We start from the raw sequence: 14,192 nt of genomic DNA on the forward strand, positions 1-14,192 counted from the left end.
CCTCACGAAAGAACCATGAACGACTTCTCCTCGCACGCCGCCGACCTGCCCGCCCCCACCCGCTTCGACTGGATCGCCGACGGCCTCGCGTTCGGAGCGGACTACAACCCCGAACAGTGGCCCGAGGAGCTCTGGCCCGAGGACATCGCCCTGATGCAGCGCGCCGGAGTCACCTCGGTGTCGCTCGGCATCTTCTCGTGGGGTCTGCTCGAGACGGCCGACGGGGTCTGGGACTGGGGCTGGCTCGACCGCATCATGGACCTGTTGCACGCCGGCGGCATCGGGGTGAACCTGGCCACCCCGACCGCGGCGCCGCCGATCTGGCTCCTGCGGGCGCACCCCGAGATCGCGACGGTGGATGCCGACGGCCACCGCACCGCGCAGGGCGGGCGCCTCGCCTGGTCGCCGAGCTCGGCGGTGTTCCGGCGCTACGCGCTGCGCCTGGTCCGGGCGATCGCCGAGCGGTACGGCACTCACCCGGCGCTGCGCATGTGGCACGTGAGCAACGAGATTGGCAACGAGAACGGGCGCTGCTACAGCGAGGAGACGGGGGCGGCGTTCCGCGTCTGGCTCGCCGAGCGCTTCGGCGACGTCTCGCGCCTGAACGCTGCGTGGGGCACCGCGTTCTGGGGCCATCACTACACCTCGTTCGACCAGATCGAGCCCCCGCGCGGTGCGCGGACGGGCCACAACCCCGGGCTGCTGCTCGATTTCGAGCGCTTCACCTCCGACGCGTTGATCGCCCACTATCGCGCCGAGCGCGACGAACTGCGGCGGATCACCCCCGGAATCCCGATCACCACGAACTTCATGGTGATGAACACCCCGGGCGCCACCGATCACGAGGTGTGGGCGCGCGAGGTCGACATCGTCGCGAACGACCACTACACGATCGGCGCCGACCCCTTCCGGCACAGCGAGCTGGCCTTCAGCGCCGACCGCGTCCGCGGGCTCGTCGACGGGCGTCCCTGGATGCTCATGGAGCACTCGACGGCGGCCGTGAACTGGCAGGGCGTGAACCGTGCGAAGTCCGCCGGTGAGATGGCGCGCGACTCCCTCGCCCACGTCGCTCGGGGCTCGGACGGCATCCTGTTCTTCCAGTGGCGGGCGTCGACAGCGGGGGCCGAGCAGTACCACTCGGCGATGGTGCCGCATGCCGGAGCGGACTCGACGATCTTCCGCGACGTCGAACGGCTCGGCGCGACGCTGAAGGCCCTCGCGCCCGTGCGGGGAACGCGCGTGGAGAAGGCGCGCGTCGCGCTGCTCTTCGACCACGACACGGTCGCGGCCCTTCGCAGCGGCCGAAAGCCCAGCGACCTCGTCGACCCCATGGACATGCCGATCGCGGTGCATCGCGCCCTCACCCTGCGCGGGATCGCCGTCGACGTGCTACCGTCGTCGGCCGATCTCGACGGGTACGCGGCGGTGATCGTGCCGACCCTCTACCTCGTCGACGACGCGCTGCCCGCGCGCCTCGAACGGCTCGCGCACGGCGGTGCCCACGTGCTCGTGACCTACCTCTCCGGCATCGTCGACCCCGAGAACCGCGTGCGCCCCGGCGGATACCCGGGCGCCTTCCGCGAGCTGCTCGGCATCCGCGTCGACGAGTTCTTCCCGCTGATGGCGGGCGAGAGCGTGTCGCTCGACACCGGCCACTCCGCATCGGTCTGGCTCGAGAACGTCGACGCGCGCGACGCCGAGGTGCGGGCGCGCGTGACGAGCGGCGAACGCTCCGGCATCCCGACCTGGACGCGTCGTGCGCTCGGACGCGGCAGTGCCTCCTACCTCGCGACCCGCCCCGACACCGAGGGTCTCGACGCCGTGCTCTCCGACGTGCTCGATGCCGCCGGGGTGGGTCCGGTGGTCGCGTCCGAGCCGGGGCTCGACGTGATCCGACGGGTGGGCGACGGCTCGTCGTACCTGTTCCTCATCAATCACACGGATGCCGCGCGCTCGGCGTCGGCGTCGGGGCGCGACCTCGTGACGGGCGAGCGGTACGACGGCACCGTGCGGGTGGCATCCGGAGCCGTCGTCGTCGTGGAGGAGGAGCGATGAAGTTCACCGACGGGTTCTGGCAGCTGCGGCCGGGCGTGCGCGCGCTGTACGCGCAGGAGGCGGTCGACGTCCGCGAGGTCGAGACGATCGACGGCCCGGGCCTGCGGGTGCTGGCCCCGACGAAGGTGATCGAGCGTCGCGGCGACACGCTGAACCGGCCCGTGCTCACCACGACCCTGTCGTCGCCGGCCGAGGGGGTCGTGCGCGTACGGATCGAGCACCACACGGGTGGGGGCCGCGGCTGCTCCTTCCCGCTGCCCGGCGCCGGGCGCTCGGCGGGGGCGGTCGATGCGGATGCCGGCATCCTGCGCACCGGGACGCTCGAGGCGCGGGTGACCGCCGGCGCGCCGTGGTCGCTGACGTTCCGGTCGGACGGCCGCCTGCTCACCGCCAGTGCCGCCAAGGCGCAGGCCTACGTCACCCTCGACGAGGGGGCCCAGGTCGACCGGGCGATCGTCGACCCGGCGGGATCGAGCCCTCCGCGCACCTTCGTCCACGAGCAGCTCGACCTCGGCGTCGGCGAGCTCGTCTACGGCCTCGGCGAGCGGTTCGGGCCCCTGGTGAAGAACGGCCAGTCCGTCGACATCTGGAACGCCGACGGCGGCACCTCCAGCGAGCAGGCGTACAAGAACGTGCCGCTGTACGTGTCGAACCGCGGCTACGGCGTGCTCGTCAACGACCCCGGTCATGTGTCGTTCGAGGTGGGGTCCGAGGCGGTCGAGCGCGTGCAGTTCTCCGTCGCCGGCGAGGCCCTGGAGTACTTCGTGTTCGACGGGCCGACGCCCAAGGACGTCCTCTCGCGCTACACCGCCCTCACCGGTCGCCCTCCGGTCGTGCCGGCCTGGTCGTACGGGCTCTGGCTGTCGACGAGCTTCACCACCGACTACGACGAGGCGACCGTCACGTCGTTCATCGACGAGATGGCGCGCCGCGAACTGCCCGTGTCGGTGTTCCACTTCGACTGCTTCTGGATGCGCGAGTTCCAGTGGTGCGACTTCGAGTGGGACCCCCGCGTGTTCCCCGATCCCGACGGCATGCTCCGGCGCCTGCACGAGCGCGACCTCCGCGTCTGCGTCTGGATCAACCCCTACATCGGTCAAGCATCGCCGCTGTTCGCCGAGGCGGCCGAGGCGGGCTACCTCGTGCGCCGCGCCGACGGCTCGGTGTGGCAGTGGGACCTGTGGCAGGCCGGCATGGGCCTGGTCGACTTCACCGATCCGGATGCCACCCGCTGGTTCCAGGAGCACCTCCGCCGCCTCATCCGTCAGGGCGTGGACTGCTTCAAGACCGACTTCGGGGAGCGCATCCCCCTCGACGTCGTCTACGCCGACGGCAGCGCGCCCGACCGCATGCACAACCTCTACACAGAGCTGTACAACCGCGCGGTCTACGACGTGCTGGTGGAGGAGCGGGGCGAGGGCGACGCCGTCCTGTTCGCGCGGTCGGCCACGGCCGGCGGGCAGAGCATGCCCGTGCACTGGGGCGGGGACTCCACGTCGACGTTCGCCTCGATGGCCGAGACCCTGCGCGGAGGGCTGTCGCTCGCGATGAGCGGCTTCGCGCACTGGAGCCACGACATCGGCGGGTTCGAGGGGCTCCCGGATGCCGCGGTGTTCAAGCGCTGGACTGCGTTCGGCCTGCTCGGAACCCACAGCCGCTTCCACGGCTCGGAGTCGTACCGCGTGCCGTGGCAGTTCGACGAGGAGGCGGTGGAGATCACGCGCCTATTCACGAACGTCAAGATGCGGCTGATGCCGTACCTGTTCCAGCTCGGTCTCGAGGCGGCCGCGACCGGGGTGCCCGTCATGCGTCCGATGGCGCTGGAGTTCGCCGACGATCCCGCCGCAGCCCACCTCGACCGGCAGTACATGCTCGGGCCCGACCTGCTCGTCGCCCCCGTGTTCTCGGCCGGGGGCGAGGTGGAGTTCTACCTCCCCGCGGGGCGCTGGACGCACCTGCTGAGCGGCGAGACGGTCGAGGGGGGACGCTGGCTCCGCGAACGCCACGGCTTCGACAGCCTCCCGCTCTACGCCCGGCCGGGCGCCGTCATCCCCTGGGGTGCGCGCGTCGACCGACCCGACTACGACTACCTCGACGGACTCGAACTGCGCGTCTTCCCCGGCGGGTCCGGCACGCGGGACGTCACCGTCACGACCCCCGACGGACACGCCTCCGTCTTCACCGTCGACCTCCAGGAGGCCTCCCGATGACCCTTCTTCCCACGGTCGGCGCCGCCGACTACCGCGACAGCGGACTCGTCTTCCCCGCCGGCTTCACGTTCGGTTCGGCCACGGCGTCGTACCAGGTCGAGGGCGCAGCGGCGGAGGACGGCCGCCTCCCCTCCATCTGGGACACCTTCAGCAAGACCCCGGGCCGCGTCTGGAACGGCGACACCGGCGACGTGGCCTGCGACCACTACCACCGCTGGGAGGCCGACCTCGACCTCATGGCGGAGCTGGGCCTCGGTGCCTACCGCTTCTCGATCGCGTGGCCGCGCATCGTCCCCGAGGGCACCGGTGCGGTGAACCAGGCGGGAATCGACTTCTACTCGCGCCTCGTCGACGGCCTCCTCGATCGCGGCATCCGTCCGGTCGCGACGCTGTATCACTGGGATCTGCCGCAGACCCTGGAGGATGCCGGCGGCTGGCCGGTGCGCGCGACGGCTGACGCGTTCGAGCGATACGCCGAGATCGTGGGCGCGGCGCTGGGCGATCGCATCCACACCTGGACGACGCTGAACGAACCGTGGTGCTCGGCCTACCTCGGCTACGGCCAGGGCGGACACGCGCCGGGGCGTCACGAACCGGCGGCAGCGCTCGCCGCGGTGCACCACCTGAACCTCGCCCACGGCCGTGCCGTGCAGGCGCTGCGGGCCACGTCGACCGGCGACCCCGAATACTCGGTGACGCTGAACTTTCACGTGCCGCGGGGCCGGGGGGAGCAGGCGGCGGAGGCGGTGCGCCGCGTCGACGCTCTGGCAAACCGCGCCTTCACCGGACCGATGCTGCGCGGCGCCTATCCCGACGACCTGCTCGCCGACACGGCATCGGTCACCGACTGGTCGTTCGTGCACGACGGTGACCTGGATGCCATCCACCAGCCGCTCGACGTGCTGGGCGTGAACTACTACTCCACCGTCACCGTGCAGATCTGGGACGGGGTGTCGCCGAAGCAGAACAACGATGGGCACAAGGCCGCCGCCGGTGGCACGGCCTGGCCCGGGAGCGACGACGTGCTGGAGTTCCTGCCCCAGCCGGGTCCGTCCACGGCGATGGGGTGGAACATCGCCCCCGAGGGGCTCGAGGAGCTTCTGCTGTCGCTGCGCGAGCAGTTCCCGCAGCAGCCGCTCATGGTGACCGAGAACGGCGCCGCGTTCGACGACGTCGTGGCCGCCGACGGTTCCGTCCCCGACGCGGAGCGACGCGACTACCTCCGTCGCCACTTCACCGCCGCCCACCGCGCGCTCGAGAAGGGCGTCGACCTGCGCGGGTATTTCGTGTGGTCGCTGCTGGACAACTTCGAGTGGGGCTACGGCTACGCGAAGCGCTTCGGCATCGTGCGCGTCGACTTCGACACCCTCGATCGCACGGTGAAGGACAGCGGGCATTGGTACGCCGAGCTCGCGCGGACGGGGGTGCTGCCGGGCTGAGTCCCGGCGTCAGGCCGTCTTCGCGATCCGCACCCGGATGTCCTTCATCAGCGGCTGGTCGCTCTGGCGGCTGTAGTCGTCGGGGCCGAGCAGCACGTTCATCTCGGGGAAGTAGCCGGCGGCGCTGCCGCGCGGGGTGTCGTACTCGAGGGCGCGGAACGCGGTGACGCTGCGCACCGAGCCGTCGCGCGACGTGGCGACGATGTCGACGAGGTCGCCCTCGGCGATGCCGCGCTCCTTCATGTCGCGCCGGTTCATGAAGACCAGCTCGCGGATGTTGCGCACACCCCGGTAGCGGTCGTCGGCCGAGTAGATCGTGGTGTTCCACTGATCGTGCGAGCGCATGGTCTGCAGCACGAGCACGTCGGCTTCCTCGGGGATGACGTTCGGCAGCTCGGCATCCGAGAACTCCGCCTTGCCGGAGGGTGTCTGGAAGTCACGCTCGCGCGCGGGCTGGGGGATGCGGAAGCCGTACTGCTGGCGCACGAGCTCGTTGAAGCCCTCGAAGCCGGGCAGCGCCTTGGCCATCGTGTCGCGGATGCGGTCGTAATCGCCCACGTACCACTCCCACGGGGTGGCCGAATCGGGCATCGTCGCCCGCGCGATGCGCGCGATGATCTCGGGCTCGCTGAGCAGGTGCGGCGACGCGGGCTTGCGGGATCCGAGCGAGAGCATGACGGAGCTCATGGCATCCTCGGTCGAGATCGACTGGGGGCCCGCCTCCTGCACGTCGCGCTCGGTGCGGCCGAGGCACGGGAGGATGAGCGCCTCTTTGCCGTGGGTGAGGTGGCTGCGGTTGAGCTTGGTGCTCACGTGCACCGTCAGATCGCAGCGGCCCATGCCCTCGGCGGTGAGCGTGGTGTCGGGAGCTGCCCGCACGAAGTTGCCGCCCATGCCGAGGAAGACCTTGAGGTCGCCGCGGTGCAGGGCCGCGACGGTGTGCACGGTGTCGAGTCCGGGCTTGCGCGGCGAGGTGATGCCGCACACCTCGTCGAGCTTCGCGAGCCACTCCTCGGTGGGCTTGTGGTTGATGCCGCACGTGCGGTTGCCCTGCACGTTGCTGTGGCCGCGTACGGGGGAAGGGCCGGTGCCCTTGCGCCCGACGTTGCCGCGGAGCAGCAGCAGGTTGACGATCTCGCGCACCGTGTCGACGCCGTGCTGGTGCTGGCTCACGCCGAGGCACCAGCTGATGACGCACGCCTTCGAGGCGAGGTAGATGCCGGCGGCCGCGCGGATCTCGGCCTCGGTGAGCCCCGCCTGCTCGACGAGCTCGGCCCAGGAGGTCGCTTCGACGAGGGCGCGGTAGGAGTCGAGGCCGGTCGTGTACTGGTCGAGGAAGGCCTGATCGAGCGCGGTGGGGTCGGTCTCGGACGCCTCGAACACGACCTTGGCCATGCCGCGGACCAGCGCGAGGTCGCCGCCCGGGCGCACCTGGAGGTTCATCGTGCTGGTGGGGGTCGAGTGGAAGGTCGCCATGTCGACGATCTCGTGCGGCACGATCGTGCGGGTGCCCGCGACCTCGCGCAGCGGGTTGACGTGCACGACCTGCGCGCCGCGGTCGATGGCCTCGGCGAGGCTCGTGAGCATGCGCGGAGCGTTCGAGGCGGCGTTGACGCCGAGCACGAAGAGGGCGTCGCACGCCTCCCAGTCCTCGAGGTCGGCGGTGCCCTTGCCCGTGGCGAGGGATGCCGTGAGCCCACGACCCGAACCTTCGTGGCACATGTTCGAGCAGTCGGGGAGGTTGTTCGTGCCGAGCTCGCGCGCGAAGAGCTGGTAGAGGAACGACGCCTCGTTGCTCAGGCGCCCCGAGGTGTAGAACGCCGCCTGGTCGGGCGAGTCCAGCGCGGTCAGATGCCGTGCGATCGTACGGAACGCGTCGTTCCACGAGATGGGCACGTAGTGGTCGGTCGCGGCGTCGTACGCCATCGGGCCCACCAGGCGCCCGGCATCCTCGAGCTCGAAATCGCTCCACTGCGACAGCTCGCTCACGGAGTGCTCGGCGAAGAACTCCTTGCCCACGCGCTTGTGCGTCATCTCCCACGTGACGTGCTTGATGCCGTTCTCGCAGATGTCGAGGGCGACGCCCTTGTCGTCGGGCCAGGCGCACCCGGGGCAGTCGAAACCGCTCTTCGGGTGGTTCATCGTGAACATCGCCTTGGTGCCCGCGATCGGCTGACGCTGTTCGTACAGCACCTTGCCCACGGTGAGCGCGGCGCCCCATCCGGCGGCGGGGTGCTCGTAGGGGCCGGTGCTCGACCATTCGCCGTCGACCTGCGGGCCGAGGCCTCCCTGGCGCGGTTCCTCGGTCATCAGCCCGAACGACTCACCCATGTTCACCCTCCGTGGTATCCGGCGCCGAGTCGGTGGCATCCACACACCGCGCGCACGACCGTCAGCGTACGCCCGCGACCTCGTCGGCAACGGGGGTTGTGGACGAGGCGACGATGCGATCCGAACGCGTGTAGAGGTTCATGCTCGAGCCGCGCACGAAGGCGGCAAGAGTGAGGCCCGCGCGTTCGGCGAGCTCGACGGCGAGCGACGACGGCGCCGACACGGCCGAGAGCATCGGGATGCCGGCCATCACGGCCTTCTGCACGAGCTCGAAGCTCACGCGGCCCGAAACCTGCAGCACCGTGCCGCGCAGGGGCAGGCGGTCGTTCAGCAGCGCCCACCCGACGACCTTGTCGACGGCGTTGTGCCGACCGACGTCTTCGCGGGCGACGAGCAGCTCGCCGGTGGTGCCGTCGAAGAGGGCGGCCCCGTGCAGGCCACCGGTCTTGTCGAACGTCTTCTGCTGCTCGCGCAGCCGGTCGGGGAAGGCGGCGACGTCGTGCGCCGACACCGACAGCGCGTCGGTCGAGACGTCGTAGGTCGAGACCTTCTCTACCGCCTCGATGGAGGCCGTGCCGCACACCCCGCACGAGCTCGTCGTGTAGAAGGAGCGCGCGATGTCGGGGGAGGGCAGGGCAACGCCCGGCGCGAGGGTGAGGTCGAGCACGTTGTACGTGTTGCCGTCCGCGCCGCCGGTGCCCGGACCGCCGCAGTGGATCGCGCGGGCGAACTGGTCGCCGCGGCTGAGAACGCCCTCCGAGACGAGGAAGCCGGCGGCGAGTTCGACGTCGTGCCCGGGCGTGCGCATCGTGACGGCGAGCGGGGAGCCCGCGACGCGGATCTCGAGCGGCTCCTCGACCGCGATGGCATCCGGTCGTTGTCGGTTCGCCCCCTCGAGGGTGAGGCGCGTCACCCGGCGCGAGGTGGTGAGGCGGCCCATGTCAGGACCGGGCCGACGGCAGCAGGGGGGACATGGGTCGAGCGTACGCCCGGCGGACGTGGTGGCAGGGCGGTCGGGGTCAGGCGGTGACGGCGCGACGACCCGGCACGCGCACCACGGCACCGGCCACGAGGGCTCCGGCGATCGGGGCGATGACGAACACCAACAGCCGCTGCTGCTCCGAGGGGGGAGTCCGCGATGCCGACCGGCTCGTTGCGCTTCTTGTCCTTCTTGCCCATCATGCTCCGTTCTGTCCGTTCCCAGGGGCGTGTCGGGGGGGACGACGTTGCGAGCGGGGCGAGTGTCGCACCCGGACAGTCCCGGATGCCGCCGCCACCACGGAATCATCGCGGCGCGAAACGAACGCGAGTGGGCGCTTGACCGCCCCGCCACCACGGCGATATACGGCGTAAGCGCATTCGTTCACATACACATTGCGAAAGGAATTTCAATCCCGGCGTGACGATTGCGCAAGCCGGTACGTCTTAGTGGTGTAGGCCGAAGCGCCCACCCCGGGACACCGGGTCACGACATCGAAAGGCACGGACATGGCTGAGAACGCCCCCACCACCCCCGCTGCGCAGATCGTCCCCCAGTCGGCGTCGCGCGTGAACCGTCCCCTCGCCGCGCGCGGCCAGGAGACCCACACCGAAGGCAAGACCACGATCGCCGAGGGCGTCGTCGCCAAGGTCGCGGGGATCGCGGCGCGTGAGGTCAACGGCGTGTACGCGCTCGGCGGCGGCGGAGCCCGCGCCCTCGGCGCCATCCGCGACGCCATCAATGCGACCGACCTGACGCAGGGCGTCAAGGTCGAGGTGGGCGAGACCCAGGCCGCCGCCGACGTCACCATCGTCGTCGAGTACGGCGCTCCGATCCAGGAGGTCGCCGACCAGGTCCGCGGCCGCGTCGCCGGTGCGATCAACCGGCTCGTCGGTCTCGAGGTCGTCGAGGTCAACGTCGACGTGAACGACGTCCACATCCCGGGCGACGACAACGACGACGCCGAGACCGAGAAGCGCGTCCAGTGAGCGCCACCACGAAGGGCGCTCTCGCCGGCCTCGTGCTGGCCCTCAGCGCTCTGATCTTCGGCTTCTGGGGATTCATCCTCGTCGCCCTGTTCATGGCGATCGGTGTGGTCGTCGCCCGTATCACCGCGGGCGAGATCGACTTCCGCAACGTCGTCAACGCCTTCAAGGGTCGGAGCACATCGTGACCACCGTCACCGCTTCCCCCGGGGTCGGCAGCCGCAGCGCGGTTGCCGGCCCCGGCCTCCCGGCCGGCCGGGTGACCATCGCCGACCGCGTGCTGCAGAAGACGGCGGAGCGGGCCGCCGCGGACATCATCGGCGTGGATGCCAAGGGCGTCCACGTCGAGATCGTCTCGGCCCGCGACACCGCCGCCGTGCGCGTGAGGTCGCCGTTCCCGGTGCCGCGCCTCGACGACACGGCGGCCGTCCGGTCTGCCACCCCCGTGCTCGAAGCGGCCACCGCCGCCCAGAGCGAACTCCGCACGCGCCTGACGCGGCTGTTCGGCCGCGAGATCTCGCGCGTCGACCTGACCATCTCGGGCGCCACCGCCCCTCAGCGAAAGCGAGTGCTGTGATGACTGACGCCGTGCTCCGCACCGTGGTGCGTCGCGAGACGCACTCCCCGCGCACCGTGGCCATGCTCGTCGTGGTCGCCCTACTGCTCCTGGCCCTGGCGTACGCCGCGGTCGAGATCATCCTCGCCCTCACCGGCGCGCAGCCGCTGCTGGTCTCGCCCGGCGAGGCGCTCAACGCCGTGGTCGCGGCACCCACCGCGCTCATGCCGGTCGCCTTCATCGTCGGCGGCGTCGTGCTCGCGATCCTCGGCCTCGTCGTCCTCGTGATCGCCTTGAAGCCCGGTCGCCTCTCGCGTCACGAGATGGAGTGGGGCGAGCGTGCCGTCGTCGTCGACAACGGCGTCGTGGCATCCGCCCTCGCCCAGCACCTCAGCAACGAGTCCGGCATCGCCCGTGACGACATCGTCGTGGGCGTCGCCCACCGCGCCGTCGACGTGACGGTGCGGCCCCCGGTCGGCATCCCGGTCGACGAGGCGCAGCTGCGTCGGATCGTCGACGAGGAGGTCGCCGCCTACAAGCTCACCCCCGCCGTGCGCACCCACCTGCGCGTGGAGCGTCCCGACACCAAGGAGTCCTGATGAACGCCACGCGCCGCGGTCTCAACCGCTTCATCCTCTTCCTGGTCGCCCTCGTGCTGCTGGGCTTGGGCGCCCTCGCGCTCGCCGTCGGGCTGCTGCCCGGCGGAACCGACACCTGGACCTCCGTCATGGGCGGTTTCCAGGGCTGGCTCGAGTCGCTCGGTCGTGAGTCCGCCGGCTGGGGCGCCGTGGCCGCCTTCGTCGTACTGGCGATCATCCTCATCGTGATCGCGTCGGCCGCCGTGCGCGGACGCCGTCCGGCGCCGCTGCAGTCCACCGGCAGCGCGAGCGACGCCGGTCGCATCACGGTCACCGACGGATTCGCCTCGGAGGCGCTGAAGAACGCCCTCGCCGAGCGCGACGAGATCCTGTCCTCGCGCGTCAGCGCCGGCGAGATCAAGAACGAGTCGGTGCTGCACGTCGCGGTCACCCCGCGCCAGAACACCTCGCCCCGCCAGGTGGCGGAGCACGTCGACACGCTCGTGACGAACCTCGCCGCCCTCACCGGCCAGAACCTGCGCGCGTACATCTCCATCCACTCGGGCCTGCGCGCAAAGCTCGCGCGCGACAACACCCGCGTGCACTGACACTGACATTCCACGAGGAGCCGTCATGACCACCATCGATGCCACCATCGACCCGCCCGACCTCGATGCCGCGGCGAGCCTGGCCGCCACCGCGGCCGGCTCGGTGCCGGGCGTGCACGCCCTGGGCAGCCTGCTGGGCCGCGCGTCGGACGCCGTCCGCGAACGCGTGGGTCTGGCCAGCACCGCCCCCGGCGTGAAGATCGACACCGACCGCGCCGACTCGGTCACGGCCACGATCTCGCTGGTCGTCGACTACCCGCACAAGCTCCACGAGGTGTCGGATGCCGTGCGCACCGCCGTCCGCACGGCCCTCGAGCCGCTCGGGCGCGGACGCATCGACGTCGACGTCGTCGTGACCGGCGTCTTCGGTCCCTTCGACCGCGACATCGTGGACGAGGCGGAAGAGAGGGCGGATGCCGCCGAGGACCGCGCCCGCGAGATCGCCGGGGACGTCAAGGTGAAGACGGATGCCGCGGGCGTCCGCGCTCGCGAGATCGCCGGAGACGTGAAGGAGCGGACGGATGCCGCGTCGGCGGCCGTGCGCGAGAGGACGGCCGACGCCGCCGCCGTCGTGCGCGAGAAGGCCGACGACGCCGCGAAGGCGCTCGGCGACGCGAAGGACGCCGCGTCCGACCTCGCCGCCGGTGCGGCCGCCGCGGCCGGCGAGTTCGCCCGCCAGAACGGCGAGGCCACCCGCCGCGAGCAGGCGCAGGCCGACATCGACGCCGCCGACCGCGTGACGGAGGGCCTCGATCCGACCGACGAGGGTTCGGCCCTCGACACCACCGTGCCTGCCGCGGGCGAGCGCGCCGACGTGCGCGGTGCCGATGAGCGCGCGGATGTGCGCGGCGCCCATGAACGCGCCGATGTGCACGACGTCGTCGCCGAGGCGCTCGAAGACGCCGCGGTCGACATCGCCATCGCGGCAGACGAGGTACGCGCCGACGACGCGACGCCGGCCACCGACGGCGTGCAGTCGGTCGTGGAGGACGAGCGGCCGCAGAGCTGACCTGCAGATGTGAAAGGGCGCCCCGGCGATCGGCCGGGGCGCCCTTTCGTCGTCCTGGGGGTGCTTACTGCGCCGTCGCGTTGTCGTACGCCCGCTGCGCCGCCTGCTGCGCGTCGGCGAGTGCCTGCTCGGTCGTCTTGTCGCCCAGCAGAGCCGCGGTGATCGCGTTGTTGAGCTCGTTCTGGATGTCCTGACCGGCCGGCGACGAACCGAACGACCGGCCGGAGCCAACCACGTCGTAGTACGTGGAGATCACCTGGTCGAAGCCGCTGTCGCCGGTGGGCGTGACGTACTGCGAGCGGATCTTCTCGTCGGCCTCGGGCGACCCGGTGAACAGGCCCGTGTTGAGCCCGCCCTTGCCCTCGATGGTGGCGGCGCGCGCGGCGCCGGCTGCCATCCACGCGTCGGTCGAGGTGAGGTCGGTCATCCACGCGCACGCCGCGGCGGGGTTCTTCGCCCCCGCCGGGATCACGAACGCGGTGCCGGAGGCGAGGGAGAACGGCTGGCCCTCGGCATCCCGGAACGGAACGGCCTGCAGCGAGATCTGGTCGCGGTAGGCGCTCAGCACGTTGGGGTACCACTGGTTGGCGACCTGCGCGCCGACCTGGTTCGACACGAACTGGTTCGCGTCGCCGAAGGTGTCGAACGAGTCGGTGAAGCTCTTCACCGCGGCGTATCCGCCCTGCGCGTCGGTGATCTTCTTCAGTGCATCGATGCCTGCGACATTCGAGGGGTCGTCGAGAGTGGGCTTTCCGGTGTTGTCGGTGAGCTGCCCGCCCATGCCCAGCACCCACAGTCCGCCCTGTCCGGTGGCGACGGGGTCGAACCCGAGGCGGGTCGGGGTGCTGCCCGAGCCCTGGTAGATCTTGTCGATCGCGGCGAGCAGGCCGTCCATGTCGGAGGTGTCGAAGGCGTCGGGACTCACGCCCGCCTCATTCAGCACGTTCATGTTCAGCAGGATCGCGGGCGGCTGGTAGAACTGCGACACCGCGTAGACGGCATCCTCGTACGTGACGTCGTCGACGACGTTCTGGTACCAGCGGTCGGTGGGGGTGACGTCCTTCGCCTCGAAGCAGGAGTCGAGCGGCATCAGCAGTCCCTGCGCGGCGTAGGTCGTGACGTAGCGGCGGTCCATCTGCACGACATCGGGCACGTTGCCCCCGGCGATGCGGGTGGTGAACTTCTGCGCGTCGAAGGCCGTGGCATCCAGGGTCACCTCCACGTCGGGCAGCTGCTCGGCGGCGTAGTCGAGGCGCGACTGGCCGACGTCGTCGGCGTTCTCGAAGCCCCATGCCGACAGGGTGCCGCTCGGCGCGGCCGAGAAGTCGACGTCGGCGGCCTGCTCGGAGGGGTCGCCGCCGCCGCTGCAGGAGGTGAGGACGAGGACGGATGCCGCGATCGCGGCGGCACCGGCGAGGGAATGCGTGCGCATGGTGGGTCC

At 71.0% G+C, this 14,192-nt stretch carries 12 protein-coding genes; 9 read left to right on the forward strand and 3 right to left on the reverse strand.

Features of this window, described 5'->3' with window-relative positions; genetic code table 11:
- The first annotated feature begins 15 nt into the window (after nt 1–15).
- Genes B0B15_RS02740 through B0B15_RS02750 form a run of 3 tightly spaced genes read left to right on the forward strand, consistent with a single transcriptional unit; the run spans nt 16 to nt 5,704 of the window.
- Nucleotides 16–2,055 carry a beta-galactosidase gene (locus B0B15_RS02740; protein WP_083708828.1) on the forward strand — a complete coding sequence of 680 codons (2,040 nt, stop codon included), beginning with the start codon at nt 16–18 and terminating at the stop codon, nt 2,053–2,055.
- Entirely contained in the window at nt 2,052–4,265 is a 2,214-nt protein-coding gene (gene yicI / locus B0B15_RS02745) for an alpha-xylosidase (RefSeq protein ID WP_076673177.1), read from the forward strand. The genes B0B15_RS02740 and yicI overlap by 4 nt, the downstream gene beginning before the upstream one ends.
- A complete protein-coding gene (locus tag B0B15_RS02750; RefSeq protein ID WP_076673178.1) occupies nt 4,262–5,704 on the forward strand; it encodes a GH1 family beta-glucosidase in 1,443 nt (480 codons plus the stop codon). Before yicI ends, B0B15_RS02750 begins: the two co-directional genes overlap by 4 nt.
- Nucleotides 5,705–5,713: 9 nt before the next feature.
- On the opposite strand, the gene B0B15_RS02755 is transcribed toward B0B15_RS02750, so the two are convergent.
- Together B0B15_RS02755 and fdhD are read right to left on the reverse strand one after the other, a co-directional pair.
- Nucleotides 5,714–8,035 carry an FdhF/YdeP family oxidoreductase gene (locus B0B15_RS02755; protein ID WP_076673179.1) on the reverse strand — a complete coding sequence of 774 codons (2,322 nt, stop codon included), beginning with the start codon at nt 8,033–8,035 and terminating at the stop codon, nt 5,714–5,716.
- A 61-nt stretch (nt 8,036–8,096) separates the two neighbouring features.
- Complete coding sequence (gene fdhD, locus B0B15_RS02760) at nt 8,097–8,975, reverse strand: formate dehydrogenase accessory sulfurtransferase FdhD (protein WP_076673180.1); 879 nt, start codon at nt 8,973–8,975, stop codon at nt 8,097–8,099.
- A gap of 548 nt (nt 8,976–9,523) precedes the next feature.
- Here fdhD and B0B15_RS02765 point away from each other — a divergent pair.
- From B0B15_RS02765 to B0B15_RS02790, 6 genes are read left to right on the forward strand one after another with little or no spacing between them, the layout of a single operon-like run.
- Complete coding sequence (locus tag B0B15_RS02765) at nt 9,524–10,003, forward strand: Asp23/Gls24 family envelope stress response protein (protein ID WP_076673181.1); 480 nt, start codon at nt 9,524–9,526, stop codon at nt 10,001–10,003.
- Complete coding sequence (locus B0B15_RS02770) at nt 10,000–10,188, forward strand: DUF2273 domain-containing protein (RefSeq protein WP_076673182.1); 189 nt, start codon at nt 10,000–10,002, stop codon at nt 10,186–10,188. Before B0B15_RS02765 ends, B0B15_RS02770 begins: the two co-directional genes overlap by 4 nt.
- On the forward strand, nt 10,185–10,577 hold the full coding sequence (locus tag B0B15_RS02775) for an alkaline shock response membrane anchor protein AmaP (protein ID WP_256334157.1): 393 nt from the start codon (nt 10,185–10,187) through the stop codon (nt 10,575–10,577). The genes B0B15_RS02770 and B0B15_RS02775 overlap by 4 nt, the downstream gene beginning before the upstream one ends.
- Complete coding sequence (locus B0B15_RS02780) at nt 10,577–11,155, forward strand: Asp23/Gls24 family envelope stress response protein (protein ID WP_076673184.1); 579 nt, start codon at nt 10,577–10,579, stop codon at nt 11,153–11,155. Before B0B15_RS02775 ends, B0B15_RS02780 begins: the two co-directional genes overlap by 1 nt.
- On the forward strand, nt 11,155–11,742 hold the full coding sequence (locus B0B15_RS02785) for a hypothetical protein (protein ID WP_076673185.1): 588 nt from the start codon (nt 11,155–11,157) through the stop codon (nt 11,740–11,742). Before B0B15_RS02780 ends, B0B15_RS02785 begins: the two co-directional genes overlap by 1 nt.
- Nucleotides 11,743–11,767: 25 nt before the next feature.
- On the forward strand, nt 11,768–12,751 hold the full coding sequence (locus B0B15_RS02790; RefSeq protein ID WP_076673186.1) for an Asp23/Gls24 family envelope stress response protein: 984 nt from the start codon (nt 11,768–11,770) through the stop codon (nt 12,749–12,751).
- Nucleotides 12,752–12,815: 64 nt separating this feature from the next.
- On the opposite strand, the gene B0B15_RS02795 is transcribed toward B0B15_RS02790, so the two are convergent.
- Nucleotides 12,816–14,183 (reverse strand): ABC transporter substrate-binding protein, encoded by a 1,368-nt coding sequence (locus B0B15_RS02795; RefSeq protein WP_076673187.1) that lies wholly within the window; start codon nt 14,181–14,183, stop codon nt 12,816–12,818.
- Nucleotides 14,184–14,192 lie beyond the last annotated feature (9 nt).

The sequence above is a fragment of the Microbacterium sp. RU1D genome, assembly GCF_900156435.1.
Lineage (GTDB): Bacteria > Actinomycetota > Actinomycetes > Actinomycetales > Microbacteriaceae > Microbacterium.

Excerpts from the sequence above, each read along its gene's own strand:
- B0B15_RS02740 (WP_083708828.1), top strand. The coding sequence starts at position 16 with ATGAACGACTTCTCCTCGCACGCCGCCGACCTGCCCGCCCCCACCCGC.
- yicI (WP_076673177.1), top strand. The coding sequence starts at position 2,052 with ATGAAGTTCACCGACGGGTTCTGGCAGCTGCGGCCGGGCGTGCGCGCG.
- B0B15_RS02750 (WP_076673178.1), top strand. The coding sequence starts at position 4,262 with ATGACCCTTCTTCCCACGGTCGGCGCCGCCGACTACCGCGACAGCGGA.
- B0B15_RS02755 (WP_076673179.1), bottom strand. The coding sequence starts at position 8,035 with ATGGGTGAGTCGTTCGGGCTGATGACCGAGGAACCGCGCCAGGGAGGC.
- fdhD (WP_076673180.1), bottom strand. The coding sequence starts at position 8,975 with ATGGGCCGCCTCACCACCTCGCGCCGGGTGACGCGCCTCACCCTCGAG.
- B0B15_RS02765 (WP_076673181.1), top strand. The coding sequence starts at position 9,524 with ATGGCTGAGAACGCCCCCACCACCCCCGCTGCGCAGATCGTCCCCCAG.
- B0B15_RS02780 (WP_076673184.1), top strand. The coding sequence starts at position 10,577 with ATGACTGACGCCGTGCTCCGCACCGTGGTGCGTCGCGAGACGCACTCC.
- B0B15_RS02785 (WP_076673185.1), top strand. The coding sequence starts at position 11,155 with ATGAACGCCACGCGCCGCGGTCTCAACCGCTTCATCCTCTTCCTGGTC.
- B0B15_RS02790 (WP_076673186.1), top strand. The coding sequence starts at position 11,768 with ATGACCACCATCGATGCCACCATCGACCCGCCCGACCTCGATGCCGCG.
- B0B15_RS02795 (WP_076673187.1), bottom strand. The coding sequence starts at position 14,183 with ATGCGCACGCATTCCCTCGCCGGTGCCGCCGCGATCGCGGCATCCGTC.